The organism is Bacillus sp. ISL-7 (assembly GCF_018613065.1).
The window spans coordinates 238,734-255,629 of the sequence record NZ_JAGGQW010000035.1 but is presented as its reverse complement, the minus strand read 5'-3'; the positions used below and the strand labels follow the sequence as shown (position 1 = coordinate 255,629).

Annotated in this window: 17 protein-coding genes; 14 read left to right on the top strand and 3 right to left on the bottom strand. The window is 38.5% G+C overall.

Annotated features, from left to right (window positions below; all coding sequences use genetic code 11):
• The 3 genes from J7E66_RS14500 to J7E66_RS14490 all read left to right on the top strand — a co-directional run bounded on the left by J7E66_RS14500 (position 1) and on the right by J7E66_RS14490 (position 4,097).
• Positions 1 to 984 (top strand): diacylglycerol/lipid kinase family protein, encoded by a 984-nt coding sequence (locus J7E66_RS14500; RefSeq protein WP_215001129.1) that lies wholly within the window; start codon positions 1 to 3, stop codon positions 982 to 984.
• A complete protein-coding gene (gene pulA / locus J7E66_RS14495) occupies positions 971 to 3,103 on the top strand; it encodes a type I pullulanase (protein ID WP_215001128.1) in 2,133 nt (710 codons plus the stop codon). The genes J7E66_RS14500 and pulA overlap by 14 nt, the downstream gene beginning before the upstream one ends.
• Before the next feature lie 220 nt (positions 3,104 to 3,323).
• Entirely contained in the window at positions 3,324 to 4,097 is a 774-nt protein-coding gene (locus J7E66_RS14490; protein ID WP_215001127.1) for a phosphotransferase family protein, read from the top strand.
• On the opposite strand, the gene J7E66_RS14485 is transcribed toward J7E66_RS14490, so the two are convergent.
• A complete protein-coding gene (locus J7E66_RS14485) occupies positions 4,098 to 4,376 on the bottom strand; it encodes a YtzH-like family protein (RefSeq protein WP_088089290.1) in 279 nt (92 codons plus the stop codon).
• Positions 4,377 to 4,539: 163 nt separating this feature from the next.
• Between J7E66_RS14485 and trmB the strand changes: the two genes are divergently transcribed.
• Entirely contained in the window at positions 4,540 to 5,181 is a 642-nt protein-coding gene (trmB, locus tag J7E66_RS14480; protein ID WP_215001126.1) for a tRNA (guanosine(46)-N7)-methyltransferase TrmB, read from the top strand.
• A 98-nt stretch (positions 5,182 to 5,279) separates the two neighbouring features.
• On the top strand, positions 5,280 to 6,122 hold the full coding sequence (locus J7E66_RS14475; protein ID WP_215001125.1) for a YtnP family quorum-quenching lactonase: 843 nt from the start codon (positions 5,280 to 5,282) through the stop codon (positions 6,120 to 6,122).
• Positions 6,123 to 6,319: 197 nt separating this feature from the next.
• On the opposite strand, the gene J7E66_RS14470 is transcribed toward J7E66_RS14475, so the two are convergent.
• Positions 6,320 to 6,649, bottom strand: a complete 330-nt coding sequence (locus J7E66_RS14470) for a PepSY domain-containing protein (protein WP_215001124.1) — start codon at positions 6,647 to 6,649, stop codon at positions 6,320 to 6,322.
• A gap of 191 nt (positions 6,650 to 6,840) precedes the next feature.
• On the opposite strand from J7E66_RS14470, the gene J7E66_RS14465 reads away from it, so the two are divergent.
• The 6 genes from J7E66_RS14465 to murC all read left to right on the top strand — a co-directional run bounded on the left by J7E66_RS14465 (position 6,841) and on the right by murC (position 13,945).
• Entirely contained in the window at positions 6,841 to 7,914 is a 1,074-nt protein-coding gene (locus J7E66_RS14465; protein WP_215001123.1) for a M42 family metallopeptidase, read from the top strand.
• Positions 7,915 to 7,974: 60 nt separating this feature from the next.
• Positions 7,975 to 8,478 carry a DUF84 family protein gene (locus J7E66_RS14460; RefSeq protein ID WP_215001122.1) on the top strand — a complete coding sequence of 168 codons (504 nt, stop codon included), beginning with the start codon at positions 7,975 to 7,977 and terminating at the stop codon, positions 8,476 to 8,478.
• An 81-nt stretch (positions 8,479 to 8,559) separates the two neighbouring features.
• Entirely contained in the window at positions 8,560 to 8,874 is a 315-nt protein-coding gene (locus tag J7E66_RS14455) for a thioredoxin family protein (protein ID WP_214719066.1), read from the top strand.
• A 95-nt stretch (positions 8,875 to 8,969) separates the two neighbouring features.
• A complete protein-coding gene (locus J7E66_RS14450) occupies positions 8,970 to 9,758 on the top strand; it encodes a DUF1444 domain-containing protein (protein WP_215001223.1) in 789 nt (262 codons plus the stop codon).
• A gap of 163 nt (positions 9,759 to 9,921) precedes the next feature.
• Positions 9,922 to 12,408 (top strand): DNA translocase FtsK, encoded by a 2,487-nt coding sequence (locus J7E66_RS14445; protein WP_215001121.1) that lies wholly within the window; start codon positions 9,922 to 9,924, stop codon positions 12,406 to 12,408.
• A gap of 235 nt (positions 12,409 to 12,643) precedes the next feature.
• The gene (murC, locus tag J7E66_RS14440) at positions 12,644 to 13,945 is read left to right on the top strand and encodes a UDP-N-acetylmuramate--L-alanine ligase (RefSeq protein WP_215001120.1); all 1,302 of its coding nucleotides are present in this window, start codon (positions 12,644 to 12,646) and stop codon (positions 13,943 to 13,945) included.
• A gap of 36 nt (positions 13,946 to 13,981) precedes the next feature.
• On the opposite strand, the gene J7E66_RS14435 is transcribed toward murC, so the two are convergent.
• Positions 13,982 to 15,097: an aminopeptidase gene (locus J7E66_RS14435; RefSeq protein ID WP_088089281.1), complete on the bottom strand. Its 1,116-nt coding sequence runs from the start codon at positions 15,095 to 15,097 to the stop codon at positions 13,982 to 13,984.
• Positions 15,098 to 15,320: 223 nt separating this feature from the next.
• On the opposite strand from J7E66_RS14435, the gene J7E66_RS14430 reads away from it, so the two are divergent.
• The 3 genes from J7E66_RS14430 (at position 15,321) to ytxJ (ending at position 16,728) form a co-directional block, all read left to right on the top strand.
• The gene (locus J7E66_RS14430; RefSeq protein WP_215001119.1) at positions 15,321 to 15,782 is read left to right on the top strand and encodes a DUF948 domain-containing protein; all 462 of its coding nucleotides are present in this window, start codon (positions 15,321 to 15,323) and stop codon (positions 15,780 to 15,782) included.
• Positions 15,783 to 15,802: 20 nt separating this feature from the next.
• Complete coding sequence (locus tag J7E66_RS14425; RefSeq protein WP_215001118.1) at positions 15,803 to 16,297, top strand: YtxH domain-containing protein; 495 nt, start codon at positions 15,803 to 15,805, stop codon at positions 16,295 to 16,297.
• A 95-nt stretch (positions 16,298 to 16,392) separates the two neighbouring features.
• Positions 16,393 to 16,728, top strand: coding sequence for a bacillithiol system redox-active protein YtxJ (gene ytxJ, locus J7E66_RS14420; protein WP_215001117.1), 336 nt, complete (start codon positions 16,393 to 16,395; stop codon positions 16,726 to 16,728).
• Positions 16,729 to 16,896 lie beyond the last annotated feature (168 nt).

The window sequence follows — 16,896 nt, the reverse complement described above, 5'->3', positions numbered from 1 at the left end:
ATGAAACAAATTTACTTTATTATTAATCCAAAAGCTGGAAATGGCCACTGCTTTAAGATTTGGGAACGGGTAGAACAGCAACTCAAAGTTGAACAGGTTTCCTACCTTGCATTCTTTACCGAATATCCAGGCCATGCAAATATCCTTGCCAGCCAAATTACGTTAAAGAACCCTGAGCAAAAGATGATCATCGCTGTTGGCGGAGATGGAACGATGCATGAAGTGGTAAATGGAGCAGTGAAGGATAATAATATTACACTGGGATTTATCCCTGGTGGGTCTGGAAATGATTTTTCCAGAGGATTTCAAATTCCTGTCGACCCCGTGGAAGCATTAGCAGTGATTCTCCGCCTCGCGAAACATAAAGGTCTGCCTATTGATATTGGGAAAATTACCATAGATGATTCGAATCAGCACTATTTTATTAACAATGTGGGTGCTGGGTTTGATGCAATCATTTCTTATGAAGTTAATCAATCCCGGATGAAGGCATTACTCAATAAACTTTCGTTGGGCAGGTTGGTTTATGTTTATTTTCTATTAAAAAAATTATTTACTTATAAAACCTCAACAATTGATTTATCAATTGACGGAGAAAAGCATATATTTGAACAAACATGGTTTGTAACGGTTTCCAACCAACCATATTATGGCGGTGGAATGAAAATTGCCCCTGTGGCCGAGCCTGATGATGGACTTTTTGATATAACCGTTGTTAAACGATTATCAAGGTGGAAGCTTTTACTCGTTTTTATCAGTGTGTTTTGGGGGAAGCACATCTATTTTAAAGAAGTGAAAACTTATACAGGAAAGGATGTTTCTATCCAATCCCCTTCAGCCCTTTTTGTTCACGCAGATGGGGAGCATATTGGATTTACTCCTTTGAATATACATCTTCAAGCAAGAGCTTTGGAAGTGTTGTCGAGAATAAAACGTCCGGAAGAAGTGGAGTTGAAAGAGAGGGACTCGAATGATTGCTACTGACCGAAATTTCTTTGCCTATCTAGATGAGATGAAGATCATTACGATTCTTCTACCACTTTCCTATCATCACGGTTTGTCATCCGCTTTCTTAATTTCTAGTGATTTTCAAGAACATCCCTTGAAAATCATCGAGAAGAGTCAAATAGATAATAATATGAAATATATTTGTGAATTTTCAAAAGACTATTCCTTTGAAAAACAATATGTGATTATAGATGAACATGGCGGGAAAACAGACCTGCATATTGGTGCAGTGATTCGAACGGACGCCTTTGACGAGAAATTCTATTATGACGGTAATGACCTTGGTGTTACGTTTCATGCTGGCCAAACCTGTTTTAAGCTATGGGCCCCAACCGCCACCCAAGTTAAATTAAAGTTACGTCCTGCTAATAGCAGCTTTTCAGAAATTGTAAAAATGAAACGAGAGGATCGCGGCATATGGTCTGTTACTGTCAACCGTGAATTAGAATTCTATCAATATAGTTTCCTCATCCTTGTTAATCAAGAATGGCGAGAGGCTACAGATCCTTATGCTAAGGCTGTGACGGTCAATGGCGAGTTTGGAGTGATTGTGAGGCTTGAGAAAACACATAGGCCGCGTCCAAACTTACCCGCTATTGAAAATGCCGTAGATGCAATCATTTATGAAACACATATCAGAGACTTAACGATCCACCCTAAAAGTGGTGTAAAGAATAAAGGACTTTATCTAGGTGCAGGTGAGCTAAATACAAAAGGGATCGACGATGAACCTACAGGATTATCTTATATAAAAGACCTTGGTATTACCCATATAGAATTCCTCCCCTTCCATGATTTTGCTGGCGTCGATGAACTGCAACCAAATAATGAATATAATTGGGGATATAATCCTCTCCATTTCAATGCTCCCGAAGGAAGCTATTCAACGAATCCTGCCAATCCCTATTCAAGAATCATGGAGTTAAAACAGTTAATTGATCAAGTTCATAGTCTTGGACTTCGAGTGATTATGGATGTGGTTTATAATCATGTTTACATCCGTGAGAATTCCTCCTTTGAAAAGGTGGTCCCGGGTTATTATTTCCGTCATAACGAAATTGGACTCCCTTCCAATGGTACAGGGGTTGGGAATGACATTGCATCAGAACGAAAAATGGTCAGAAAATATATTGTTGATTCGATTCGTTATTGGCTGAAGGAATATCATATCGATGGTTTTCGCTTTGATTTGATGGGGATATTGGATGTAGAGACTATGAACGAAGTAAGGAAAGTGTGCGACAGTCTGTCAAAAGGAACAATCATCATCGGTGAAGGCTGGAGTCTCAACACACCTCTTCCAGTTGAGCGGAAAGCAACAATAGCAAATCAGGCAAAAATGCCAAAAATAGCTCAATTCAATGATAAATATCGTGATTGTATAAAAGGTAGTTCATTTAACTTGTTTGATAAAGGTTTTGCCTTAGGAAATGAGCACTACGTTGAAGCCGCAAATGAGGTTATAACGGGCAGTATCGGTTTTACGAAACAGGGGGTGGCCCTTTTTAATGAACCCTTCCAATCAGTGAACTATGTTGAGTGCCATGATAATCATACAATGTGGGATAAACTTATTGCTTGTCTCCCTGATGCAGAGGATTCTTTACGAATAAAATATCATCGTCTCGCAACGAGTATTGTCTTATTATCACAAGGAATTCCATTTCTCCACAGCGGCCAAGAGTTTTTGCGAACAAAAAAGGGTGATGGAAATAGTTATCGTTCTCCTGATCCAATCAATCAACTTGATTGGGATAGAAAGATAATATATAAAGAAAACGTAAAATATATTAAAGGACTTATTCAAATCCGTAAATCTCTTTATTCTTTCCGAATGAGAACTTCTGCTGAAATCCGTGCAAATATACGACAATTACCATTAGCTGCACCGATGTTGGGGTATTTGTTTAATAGGGAAGATGATGTAATCTTATTAATTAACCCTTCGTCAAAGAAGCAAGCAATTTCGATACCAGAAGGGGACTGGGCTGTTTTAGTTGACCATGAACAAGCTGAAATTTCCTCTAAAAAGATTTTGCATGGTGGCGAAGTTTTGATGGAGCCAGTTTCCATAAATGTTTTGCTAAAAAAATAGTTTCTTCAGATTTACTTGACGAAAAAAGGTAATCCGAGATAAAATTTATTAAGATGGCTATTGTGTGCAATGGTTTCAATAGCTTTTTTTTATTTCTAAAAAAATAAAAAGCTGTTAATGAAACTGTGGTAATATAGGACCTTCCGGCAGCGCAGGTTTTACCTCTTAGAAATAAGGGGAATAAGCCCATTAGAACGGCATAAATTGAAGGTGAGCAATTTTGGATCATATACTAGGACAAGAATGGGAAATTACCCCTGCTGGAGGCAAAACAGGTGAAGCCTTTTATGCGAAATATAAAGACCAAAGGCTTTTTTTAAAGCGGAATTCTTCTCCGTTCCTTGCTGTACTCTCAGCAGAAGGCATCGTCCCAAAGCTTGTTTGGACAAAACGGTTGGAAAGTGGAGACGTCATAACTGCACAGCAGTGGCTTCCCGGCAGAGAGTTAAAGCCGTCTGAAATGAACCAAGAACTCGTGGCGAAACTGCTTAAGAAAATTCATTGCTCCGAGCCAATGTTAGGAATGTTAAGTCGATTAGAGAGCTCTCCAATGCATCCTGAACCGTTATTGCAAAGAGTTGCAAACGAGTTAGATGAAGAGGTACTCCTAATGCCTGAATCGCAAAAAGCAATGAACTTTTTAAAAAAAGAAGCTTTAAATGTTTATTGCGATGAAAAGGTGGTTTGTCATGGTGATGTCAACCATAACAATTGGCTGCTTGCAGAAGACAACCAGTTGTACTTGATTGATTGGGACGGGGCAATGATTGCCGACCCCGCCATTGACCTAGGGCTGCTCCTTTATTGGTATATTCCCGAAGAAAATTGGCAGGATTGGCTTAAGCTATACGGAAAAAAGCTGACAGATAACCTAAAACTGCGCATGAAATGGTATGTGACCATTCAAACTCTTTCTTCTATCCAATGGTATAAAAATAAAAATCGCTTGGAAGAAATGAACAAATGGATAAAGTTCTTAGATGGAATTCTCTAGTTAAGAAAACTGACCAATATCGCTAACCCAATTGGATAAATTTTCTTGGTTTGATAAGATGTGTTGATCTAAATCTGCTGTGCCAACACCATGTTGGCTGTACTGATATACTTCCTGTAAGATATTTTTAACATTTTGATCAACCTGTGTATTAACCATTAGGGATTTTACTAAGCGTTCCAGTTGTTCACATTCTGAAACGGACCCGCAGCAATCTGTTTGATGATTGTTTAATATATCTTTTAATAATGTAACTTGGTCACCATGACTTAATGGCATGAATGTACACCCTCTCAAGTGTTATTTAAAAACAAGAATTCACACTGTTAGGTTGTGAATTCTTTTTTTGTTTATGCATCATCTTATTTCCATATAGTTAAACTTGTAAGGACAAATGGTGCATGATATGTAGTAAACAATATTATTTTTAGGAGTGTCATAAATGAGAGTCAGACATAAACCTTGGGCAAAGGAAAAAATAGAACAGCATCCCCAATATATAGTTGCCAATCCAGAACAATATAAAGGAAAATGGCATGAAGTATTTGAAAACGATCATCCACTTCATATTGAAGTGGGCACAGGAAAAGGTCAATTTATTACGGAAATGGCGAAAGCAAATCCGGGGATTAATTATATTGGGATTGAAATATACGACAGTGTCATCATTACAGCATTGGACCGCTTAATTGAAGCCGATTTACCGAACCTCAGGCTTCTTAACGTAGATGCAAATGATTTAGCAAAATACTTTACAAAGAATGATGTGAATCAGGTCTATTTAAACTTTTCTGACCCATGGCCAAAATATCGTCATAGAAAAAGAAGATTAACATATAAGGATTTCTTGAAGCTTTATGAGGATATTATGGTTGATGGTGGAGAAATCCATTTCAAAACCGACAACCAAGGGTTATTTGAAAATTCTTTAATGAGCTTTTCGGAGTACGGTTTATTATTAAAGTACATTAGTCTAGATCTTCATAAAAGTGATTATGAAGGTAACATCATGACAGAGTATGAAGAGAAATTTTCAGAAAAAGGAAGTCGCATTTATCGTTGTGAAGTAAAGTATCAAAACTAAATTTTAGGGACAGTTCAATTTTGAACTGTCCTTTTTCGTTTCTCTAAATAGTTAGTCAATGTTAATATATAGAAAAAGGTACAAAGGGGGATGGAAAGTTGGAAACATTAAAAATAGGCGGCGTATCATTGAAGTGGTTATCTGGAGGGGTAACCAATTTAGACGGTGGTGCCATGTTTGGGGTTGTTCCAAAAGGGTTATGGTCCAAGAAATATCCACCCAATGAGAAAAATCAAATTGAATTGCCAACAGATCCCATGTTACTTCAAATGGATGGAAAGAATTTCTTAGTAGAAACCGGTATTGGAAAAGGAAAGTTATCGGAAAAGCAATTAAGAAATTTTGGAGTCACCAAGGAATCGGAGCTTGATGAATCATTAATAAAATTAGGGTTAAAAGCAGAGGAGATCGATTACATCCTGATGACCCATATGCACTTTGACCATGCCGGCGGCCTAACCAAGTTTGAAAATGATCAATATGTTTCCGCATTTCCCAATGCACAAATTATTACCTCACAAGTAGAATGGGACGAAATGCGTAACCCCAATATTCGTTCGAAAAATACATACTGGAAAGAAAACTGGGAAGCCATTGAATCACAGGTGGTTCCTTTCAAGGAAAACTGGAATTTAGGGGCGATTACAATGGTCCATACGGGGGGCCATAGTGATGGACATTCTATCCTTGTCGTAGAGGACGAGGGGGAAATGTTAATTCATATGGCAGATCTGATGGCAACACATGCCCACCAACCGGTATTATGGGTAATGGCCTATGATGATTACCCAATGACCTCAATAGCGGCAAAGGAAAAATGGCTGCCATACGGCTTTAAAAAAAATGCATGGTTTAGCTTTTATCATGATGCCTATTACCGGGTAGTGAAGTGGGACGCTAACGGAAAGCAAATAGTGGAGAGCATCAAGAGGGAAAGGTAGGGTGAAAATAGCCGAAGGTACCATTCATGAGAACGGAAATGCTTTTAGATTCCTCATAAGAGATTCATGAAGACAAGAATAGGAACGGGAAAGCGAAAACTGTCCTCATGAGGGGTTCATGAGGACAAAAATTGGGATGGGAAAGCAAAAATGTCCTAATGTCCTTGCCTCTGTACAAGGCGCGTTTACGCTTAATCTTATGATACAAGTTCCACTGATAAATTACGCACATCTAATAAAGTTCCCGTTCGGGCATCTGCAATGAATTCAAATTGTTCGTTTGTGCCATTGTTGTTTTTAGAAATACCACCTTTGTAAACACGATAATTAATCTGCTGCTTTTCATACGGCTCTGCTTCCATATGTATCCATGACCCGCTAATCGGACCATTCTGCTTAAATTGTTTTTTGACTTGCTCTAATACTTTTTCAGGTGAAACAGGGGTCTTACAGTTAACCATTTCTTTAGCAGCAAACCCACCGATAATACCAACTGCTGCACCGAGGAAAAACGACTTCCAATTCATAACAGGACCTCCAAAAAAATAAATTTGGAAAAGATTACTATCGAGAATTCTCTTCTTTAGTATATCGTATTTGCTATGAGGAACATAATATGACAAATATTAAATTCAATTGTTGGAAAGAGAAATCGAAGTTCTGTAATATAAAAATATCTACATAAACTACCAAAGAAATCCAAAGGAGCCTCAAAAAAATGAATGAACAAACCTTAAAGCTTTTTCAAACGTTAACAGAGCTTCCAGGTGCCTCTGGAAATGAACACTTAGTAAGAAAATTCATGAGAGAACAACTGTCACAATACTCAGATGAAATTGTTCAAGACAATCTTGGCAGCATCTTTGGGGTGAAAAGAGGTACGGTGACTGGTCCAACTGTTATGGTGGCCGGTCATATGGATGAAGTGGGCTTCATGGTTACTTCTATAACGGATAATGGAATGCTTCGTTTTCAGCCGCTTGGCGGATGGTGGAGTCAGGTTATTCTTGCTCAGCGGGTTCAAGTAATGACAAATAATGGTCCGGTGATTGGTGTCGTTGGTTCCATTCCACCACATCTATTGGACGATGCAAAACGCAACAAACCAATGGAAATTAAAAATATGCTGATCGATATCGGCGCAGATGACCGTGAAGATGCAAAACGAATTGGGATTAAGCCAGGACAGGCGATTTTGCCTATTTGTCCATTTACTCCAATGGCTAATCCGAAAAAAATATTAGCTAAAGCATGGGATAATCGCTACGGCTGTGGTTTAGCGATTGAATTGCTTCAAGAACTTAAAGACGAAACCTTGCCAAATACTCTCTATTCAGGTGCAACGGTGCAAGAAGAAGTAGGCTTACGTGGTGCCCAAACTGCCGCCAATATGATTAAACCTGACCTCTTCTTTGCACTGGATGCAAGTCCTGCCAATGATATGACAGGAGATAAACAAGAGTTTGGCCAATTAGGCAAAGGGGCCTTGCTCAGGATCCTTGACCGGTCTATGGTCACCCATCGCGGGATGAGAGAGTTTGTACTAGATACAGCGGAAACACATAATATCCGTTACCAATATTTTGTTTCACAGGGTGGAACAGATGCCGGTCGTGTTCATCAATCAAATGAGGGCGTTCCAAGTGCTGTTGTTGGTATTTGTTCTCGGTATATTCATACGCATGCCTCCATTGTTCATGTTGATGATTATGCAGCGGCTAAAGAGTTAATTGTTAAATTAGTCAAGGCTTGTGACCAAACAACGGTCGATTCCATTAAAGCCAACAGCTGAATTTAATGGGGGGCATTTTACAATATGCCTCCTTTTACTATGTCTAAAGGAGTTACTAGAATGAAAATTATCATTGGTTCAAAGAACCCAGCTAAAATTACTGCAGTAAAAAACAGTTTTTCTCATGAAGATGAGTATGTTTCCTTAGATATCCCATCGGGTGTCAGCGAGCAGCCTTTTTCCGACGAAGAAACGATTAGAGGAGCCATTAATCGAGCGGCAACTGCCTTAAAGCAGGGAAATGGGGATATTGGGATTGGACTTGAGGGAGGCGTCCAGGAAACGAGTTACGGTTTGCTTATTTGTAACTGGGGGGCTCTTGTATCAATTGGGAGGGAGCCGATTATTGCAGGTGGAGCAAGACTCCTGCTGCCTGAAGAAATAGCCATTCGATTAAGGGCGGGTGAAGAACTCGGACCGGTTATGGAAGATTATGCGAAAAAGGAAAATGTAAGGAAACAAGAAGGTGCAGTCGGGATTTTTACAAATGGAATAGTGAATCGTTCTGAAATGTTTACTCATGTTATGAACCTTTTAGTGGGACAATATCAAAGGAGCAAATAATTGGACTGAAATGCTGCAGGACTGATATGATTTGTGAAGATGTTACGAAAAAGGTCATATATTCAAATGGAGGTGTTGAATTTGAAGAATTTAGAATCAGTTGAACAATTTGAACAGCTGCGCGATCATGGGAAAACGATCTTCATGTTTTCTGCAGGCTGGTGCCCCGATTGTCGCGTGATTGAGCCGGTTCTACCGGAAGTAGAGTCCAAATTTAATGAGTATACATTCATCCATGTAGACCGTGATCAGTTTATTGATATATGTCAGCAATTAGACGTCTTTGGGATCCCGAGCTTTATTGCCTTTGAAAATGGGAAAGAGCTGGGTCGATTCGTAAGTAAGGACCGAAAAACGCAGGAAGAAATTGAAGGTTTTATTTCGGGTTTGAAATAAAAAAGTCCGAAACCCTCCATCACCTTTTGAGATGGAGGGTTTTTATTGTAAAATAAGCTGTGCAGCTCCTAAAATGGAGGGATTAAAAGATGAAAATGGATAGCAGAAAAATGAAAAGTGAATTAGAACAGCGCTTGGCTAGAAAAGATCGTTTAATAACTTATGACCGTGAGAAGGACCAACTTCGATTTGAAAGTAAAGTGTCCGGTAAAGGTATAACAGTAGCATTACCTGGGATTATTGCCAAATGGCATAGTGAAAAGGAAAAAGCCATTGATGAAGTCGTTTATTATATCGAAGAAGGGCTCCGTGCGATGGAGGACGACATTCAATTAACCAATCATGAGAAAAAAATCTTTCCCGTTATCCGCTCCACTTCTTTCCCATCAGAAGCAGAAGAGGGTGTGCCATTCTTAGTTGACGACCACACAGCGGAAACAAAAATTTATTATGCGTATGATCAAGGCAGTACGTATCGGCTAATTGACTCACGTATCATGGCTAAAGAGGGCTGGGAAGCTAAAAGGATTAAGGAAATTGCCTTATTTAATGTAAGATCCCTTTCGACTCCTTTAAAAGAAGACCAAGTGGCTGGCAATAGTTTTTACTTCCTCAATACCAATGATGGATACGATGCAAGCAGGATCCTAAATAAGGGATTCTTAAATGAAATGGAGAAGCAAATTACTGGTACGATGGTACTTGCTGTTCCACATCAGGATGTATTAATTATCGCTGATATTCGTAATGACAGAGGCTACGATGTTCTAGCGCAAATGGCAATGAGCTTTTTCGCAAACGGTCATGTACCAATCACTGCCCTTTCATTTTTATATGAAAATGGTGAATTAGAACCTATTTTTATTTTAGGAAAAAATAAATAATTAAAATAGAAGAAGGATCACATCAAGAAAGGTGATCTTTTTTCATTGCACGATATTTAGTCTTTATGTATTTTGACTCATTTCAAAGAATTATGTCGAAAAAATATGAAAAACTGATAAAATAGAGTGATAGTGAAAGTTGAAAGTAGAAAGAGTGATAGTTTTGAGCTGGTTCCAAAACTTTTTTCAAAGATTAAAAAAAGAGGAAGATGATGAAGAATTTGACAGTTATATTATACATAAACATGAAGGTCCGCCGTTACTAAACAAATATGAAAATCTAAAGGATTTGGATACAAAAATATCCTATCAATACCCAAAGGGAAGCAATCGTCCTTCTTATACACCCATTCCTAAGGTAACTCAGAAAGTGAAGGAAGAAACATTGCGTCAAAAACGAACAGAGCGGCTTCCGGAAAAAAGAAAAATGACGGAAAAGTCTGTGGTTCAAACAGTCAAAAAGGAAGTGCCTAAAAGCAAACAAGAGCCGCTGCCTAAAAAGAGGGGTCCCTTCCAACCAACAGAAATTCCTTCGCCTGTTTTTGGATTTAATCAGCGGCCTAAGAATACGGATATCATAGTCGAGCATGAATTAAGCCATTTTTTAAACGATGATGTTGAAAATCGGTTTGATAGTTTAGTTGTTTCAAAAGAAACGACGATCGAAACGGAGAAAACTGCACCATTTGTAAACGATGAAGAGCTAGAGGTGGAAACAACTTGGTTAGAAATTAATCAAGTAGAACAAGTGGGCCTTAACAAAGAAAAGCCTTCATCTGAACTGCTGGAACACACGATCGAAGAGATTGTTCCAATTCCAATGGCAGAAATTCAGATAGAATTGGTTGAAGTTGAAGAGGAAGTAACACAAGAAGAAGCGACAGAGGAAGTAACACAGGAAGAGGAATCAACAGAAGAAGTAACACAGGAAGAAGATTCAATAGAGGAAGTAAAAGAATTAATTGCAGTTTCAACAGAATCCATTGAGGAAGCGGAAGTAGTTGAGGCTTTATCTGAACCGCCCGCACCGAAGCGATCTAATTTGCCATTTAATGTGATGATGTTAAAACAAGATAAACAGAAATGGGAAGAGCGAAAACGAAAAAGAGGGCTCGAACAGCCGTCTGAGGTCCCCACTGAGAATAAGCAGGCAGAGAAGGTTAGTCAAGTAATTGACCTCTTCCCAATCAAGGAAAAAGAGAGTCTGATACCTACGGATGATGGCTATTATGTATTCCCAACAGATAGTTTACTTAACCCTCCTGTTACGGTGGTGAATGATACCAAATGGTTACTAGAGCAAGAGGAGATTTTAAACGAAACCTTACAAAACTTTAATGTAGGTGCAAGTGTTGTTAATGTGACACAAGGTCCTTCCGTCACCCGCTTTGAAGTTCAGCCGGAGCCGGGTGTAAAGGTAAATAAAATAACTAACTTAAGTGATGATATCAAGTTAAGCCTTGCCGCAAGAGATATTCGGATTGAAGCACCTATTCCCGGAAAACATACCATTGGAATCGAAGTTCCAAACCAAAAGTCGCGACCTGTATTCATTAACGAAATTATTCAAAGCAGCATCTTTAAAGAATCAACGTCACCATTAACAGCGGTACTTGGCCTTGATATTGCCGGAAAACCGATTGTAACTGACTTAAAGAAGATGCCCCACGGATTGATCGCAGGAGCGACCGGGTCAGGAAAGAGCGTTTGTATTAACACGATTTTGGTTAGCTTGCTATTTAAGGCGAGCCCAGAAGATGTAAAGCTTTTGCTGATTGATCCAAAAATGGTGGAACTTGCTCCATATAACCGTATTCCACATCTTGTTAGTCCAGTTATAACAGATGTAAAGGCGGCAACAGCTGCATTAAAATGGGCTGTAGATGAAATGGAAAGACGTTACGAACTATTCGCCCATACAGGCGTTCGTGACATTAACCGCTTTAATGAATTGGCTATAAAACATAAACAGTATTCAGATAAACTTCCATTCATTGTTATTGTCATAGATGAGTTAGCCGATTTAATGATGATGTCCCCAGCAGATGTGGAAGAAGCAATATGCAGGATTGCTCAAAAGGCTAGAGCCTGCGGTATACATCTCATCGTGGCAACACAAAGACCTTCGGTGGATGTGATAACTGGATTAATTAAAGCCAATATTCCGACACGAGTCGCCTTCTCTGTTTCTTCTCAGGTCGATTCGCGGACGATTATTGATATTAGCGGTGCTGAAAAGTTGCTAGGACGCGGCGATATGTTATTTTTAGAAAACGGCTCCTCTAAACCCGTCCGTCTGCAAGGAACGTTTGTATCGGATGAAGAGATTGATCTAGTGGTGGGTCATGTGAGAGAGCAGCGGGAGCCAGAGTACTTGTTCGAGCAAGAAGAACTATTAAAAAAAGCACAAGTAACCGAAAATGAAGATGAACTTTTTTATGAAGCCTGTGAATTTATTATTGACCAAGGCGGTGCTTCCACTTCAAGCCTGCAAAGGCGGTTTAAAATAGGATACAACCGAGCGGCAAGGTTAATGGATATGCTTGAGACCCATGGGTATATTACCAGCGCAAATGGAAGCAAGGCACGTGAGGTTTTAATTACCTTAGCCGATTTAGAGTCAATTCAAGATGCTAGTGCAAATAATTAGTTTATAGTATTCTTTAATGACAGGAACAAATAATATATAGTGGACTGACTAGTGCGGCTGTCAAGATTTTAGGTCCGCAAATAGTTTTTCAGGATGAACAATGTTATAATTATTAAATATGTTTTTACAAGTAACTGAATTTTTTAGGGTGCAATAGCACTCAGTTTTTCTTATTAGCAAATACAGACAGATGTCATATACTGTTATACAGATAGACGTTGTTGGAGGTTCTTCTATGACTATTTACCATTTTGTAGGTATAAAGGGGTCTGGAATGAGTGCACTCGCACAAGTTCTACATGATATGAAATTTAAAGTGCAAGGCTCCGATGTCGAAAAGCGCTTTTTTACACAACTGGCCCTTGAACAATCAGGGATAACGATCCTTCCCTTTCAAAAGGAGAATATCAAGCCAGGAATGACGATTATTGCAGGAAATGCTTTTCCAGATACCCATGAGGAAATTCAAGAGGCGATGAAGCTAGGTCTCCCTATTGTGCGATACCATCGGTTTTTGGGTGACTTTATGCAGAACTTTACTAGTGTTGCGGTCACCGGTGCGCACGGTAAGACGTCTACAACAGGTTTACTCGCCCATGTGATTGAAGGGGCTAAACCTACCTCGTTTTTAATTGGTGACGGAACTGGTAAAGGTAAAGAGGGCTCGGAATACTTTGTATTTGAAGCCTGTGAATACAGAAGGCACTTCTTGTCTTATTTTCCTGACTATGCGATTATGACAAATATCGATTTTGATCATCCCGATTACTTTGCTAATATTGATGATGTCTTTTCGGCATTTCAGGAGATGGCCATTCAGGTGAAAAAAGGAATATTCGCTTATGGCGATGATGAACAGCTTCAAAAAATCCAAGCAAAGGTCCCTGTCTTGTTTTATGGTTTTGGCGAGGAGAATGACTATCAAGCCAAAAATATTGTGAAAACAACAAGTGGAACGAGCTTTGATGTATTTATTCGTAATACATTCTATGATAATTTTTCCATCCCAACCTTTGGTGATCATAGTGTGTTAAACGCACTTGCTGTTATTGGATTGTGCCATTATGAAGAAACAAATGTAGAGATAGTCAAGGACCAATTAACTACCTTCCAAGGTGTAAAAAGAAGATTTTCCGAAAAAAGAATTGGGACACAGATTTTAATTGATGATTACGCCCATCATCCAACTGAAATTAAAGCAACTATCGATGCAGCAAAGCAAAAATATCCGGATCGGAAAATTGTGGCGGTCTTCCAGCCACATACTTTTTCACGCACTCAAGCGTTCTTAGAAGACTTTGCGAAAAGTTTACGTGAGGCGGACAAAGCCTATTTGTGTGAGATTTTCGGCTCTGCTCGTGAAAATCATGGAAAACTATCAATCAAGGATCTCCAGGACCGAATTGAAGGTTCCGAAATAATTACCGAAGAAAATACATCCGTACTAAATGAACATGAAAACAGTGTAATTATTTTCATGGGTGCTGGAGATATTCAAAAATTCCAAGAATCTTACGAAAAACAATTAACTAAATAAAAAGAAGGATGCCAGCAAATGTTGGCATCCTTTCTTTTATTTAAGGTTTTCAGGATTTAACACTTCTAATTCAGGAATAACGAACAGACCATCTTTGCGGATTAATACCTCATCAAAATACATCTCCCCACCGCCATACTCAGGACGTTGGATATTAACCATATCCCAGTGGATATTTGAATGGTTTCCATTAAAGGCATCATCATAGCATTGTCCAGGTGTAAAATGGAAGCTGCCAGCAATCTTTTCATCAAACAAGATATCTTGCATTGGATTGAGGATAAAAGGATTTACCCCAATGGCAAATTCCCCTATATAGCGGGCCCCTTCATCCGTATCAAATATTTTATTGATACGGCTAGAATCGTTAGACTCAGCTTCTACAATTTTCCCGTCTTTAAAAGTCAGCTTCACATTTTCAAATGTAAAGCCTTGATACGGAGATGGAGTGTTATAAGTGATAACCCCATTAACGGAGTCCTTAACAGGCGCAGTATAAACTTCACCATCAGGAATGTTTAACCGTCCTGCACATTTAATGGCTGGGATATCCTTAATGGAAAAGCTTAGATCCGTTCCTGGACCAGTAATTCGTACTTTGTCAGTACGATCCATAAGCTCCTTAAGACTATCCATTGCTTTATCCATTTTTCCATAATCAAGGTTACAAACATCAAAGTAAAAGTTTTCAAATGCTTCCGTACTCATCTTTGCTAATTGGGCCATGGACGAAGTAGGATATCTAAGTACAACCCATTTGGTCTTAGGAACACGGATGTCACGATGAACCTTTTTACCAATGGTATTTCCATGGACTTTCATTTTATCATCAGGAACATCTGATTGTTCACTGATGTTATCACCCGAACGAAGACCTATGTATGCATCCATTTTGCTCATCACATTTGCTTCAAATTCTGCCATCATGTTAAATTGCTCTTCCTGTGCACCTAATAAAAGAGAGCGATCCACTTGGTGGTCCTTTAAGAGCACAAAAGGGTATCCCCCTGCTAGATAGGCTTCCTTCACGAGGGCAGTCACAAGTTCACGCTGAAGTCCAAAGTTTTCAATTAAAACTTTTTCTCCCTTCTGAAGCTGTACCGAGTAATTAATTAGATTTTTTGCCAGTTTCTCAATACGTGGATCTTTCATATTTTTACGCCTCCAACAGAATTAAGTAAGTACACACATATTGTAACCGAATAAAGGCCGAAAGTTGAAAAATAAAATTCTGCTCCCAATCCGAGATTAAATTTTTATTAGAAGCGGCAGGAAATGAAGACAATTTTATGGAAGTAGTATAAGATAATTAGCGAGGTTTATATCTATACTTGATGGGTAATACATATTGATAGGATTAAGGCGGAGGTGCACGATGCAAATTATTTTATACTTAAGCGTAGCCTTGATAGCGATTGCGTTTTTTGTACTTGTCATATTTTTATCGACAACACTTAAATCATTTCAAGTTACACTTACAAACGTTTCGAAGACATTATCTGGATTAGAAAAACAGTTGGAGGGTGTTACAGCAGAAACCACGATTCTTTTACAAAAAACAAACGCTCTAGCTGACGATATTAAGGAGAAATCCGATAGTTTAAATAGTGTGGTTGGAGCCGTAAAAGACGTAGGTACAACCGTCACTAAATTTAATGGGACTTTACAAAACATTACTCAATCTGTAGATAAACAAATAGAGGAAAGTAAAGAAAAGGTCTCGCAAATTGTTCAATGGAGTCATATCATTCTTGAATTAAAGGATAAGTGGCAAGCTAGGAAGCAACAAAAAAACAGGGTAAGCTTAGACGAGGGCAAGAAGGTTAGATCCCATTAGAATAAAGAGGAGGAAATTAAATGCCTAATAGAGAATATGATTCACGGGATACGAATCAAACTCGAAATGAGGAGTCTTCCAATAGCTTTTTGCTGGGAGCAATTATCGGAGGAGTGGTTGGTGCAGCTGCGGCACTGCTTTTGGCTCCCAAGTCCGGAAAGGATCTTCGCAATAAGTTTAATAACCAAGCTGGAACGATCTTCGATAAAACAGCTGCCATGCGTGAAAATGTAATGACAAAAAGCAATGAATTAGCGTCCAAAGGATCCAGCCTTTCCCAAGGAATTGTCCTACAATCCCAAGAACTATTGAACAAGGTAAAAGGAAAAATAACGAGCCAAGACGAATTGAAAGAAGAAGGAGAATTAAACTATATTCCTCTTCATACTCCAAAAGAAAAGATAGAATCGAAGAAGTCAATCGAAATTGGACCACTTGATAGCTCAGAAATAAGAAAAAAGCTGGAAGAAGCAGAAAAAGCCTTTGATGAGGAAGAAAATAAGGTTAAAGTATAAAAATTAGTCGCAAGCTAAATCTGTTTATTTGTTATAAAAACGGTGGAGTGATAAAATTACTTCACCGTTTATTTATTTTCTGGAGGTATGTACACATGTTAGAGAAAATTGATTCAATTGAACAATTTGATGAAGTATTAAAAAAGGAGAGTTCGTTTTTTCTCTTAAAGCATAGCCTAACGTGTCCGATTAGCCATGCTGCATATAAAGAATATGAAAAATTTGCAAATGAAAATCAAGCTGTACCCACTTATTTCTTAGCTGTTCAGGATTCTCGCCCCTTGTCCAATGAAGTAGCAGAGAAATTCCAAATCAAACATGAATCGCCACAAACCATCTTGTTTTCAAACGGAGAGCCTTTATGGAATGCTTCACACTGGAAAATAACAAGTCGTTCTTTGACAGGTGCTTTTGGTGAAAATCAATCATAATATATTACAAATGCTTTAGTGCTTAAAAGCGTTTAATCATTAAAGAAAAAACAAGTGACAAACAAATATTTATCCGCTATAATAAGTCCTAATTATTAAATTGTTATAATATTTAAATTCTTAAACTTGAGCCGATATTATAATGACAGAAGAAAAAAAGGCATTCAG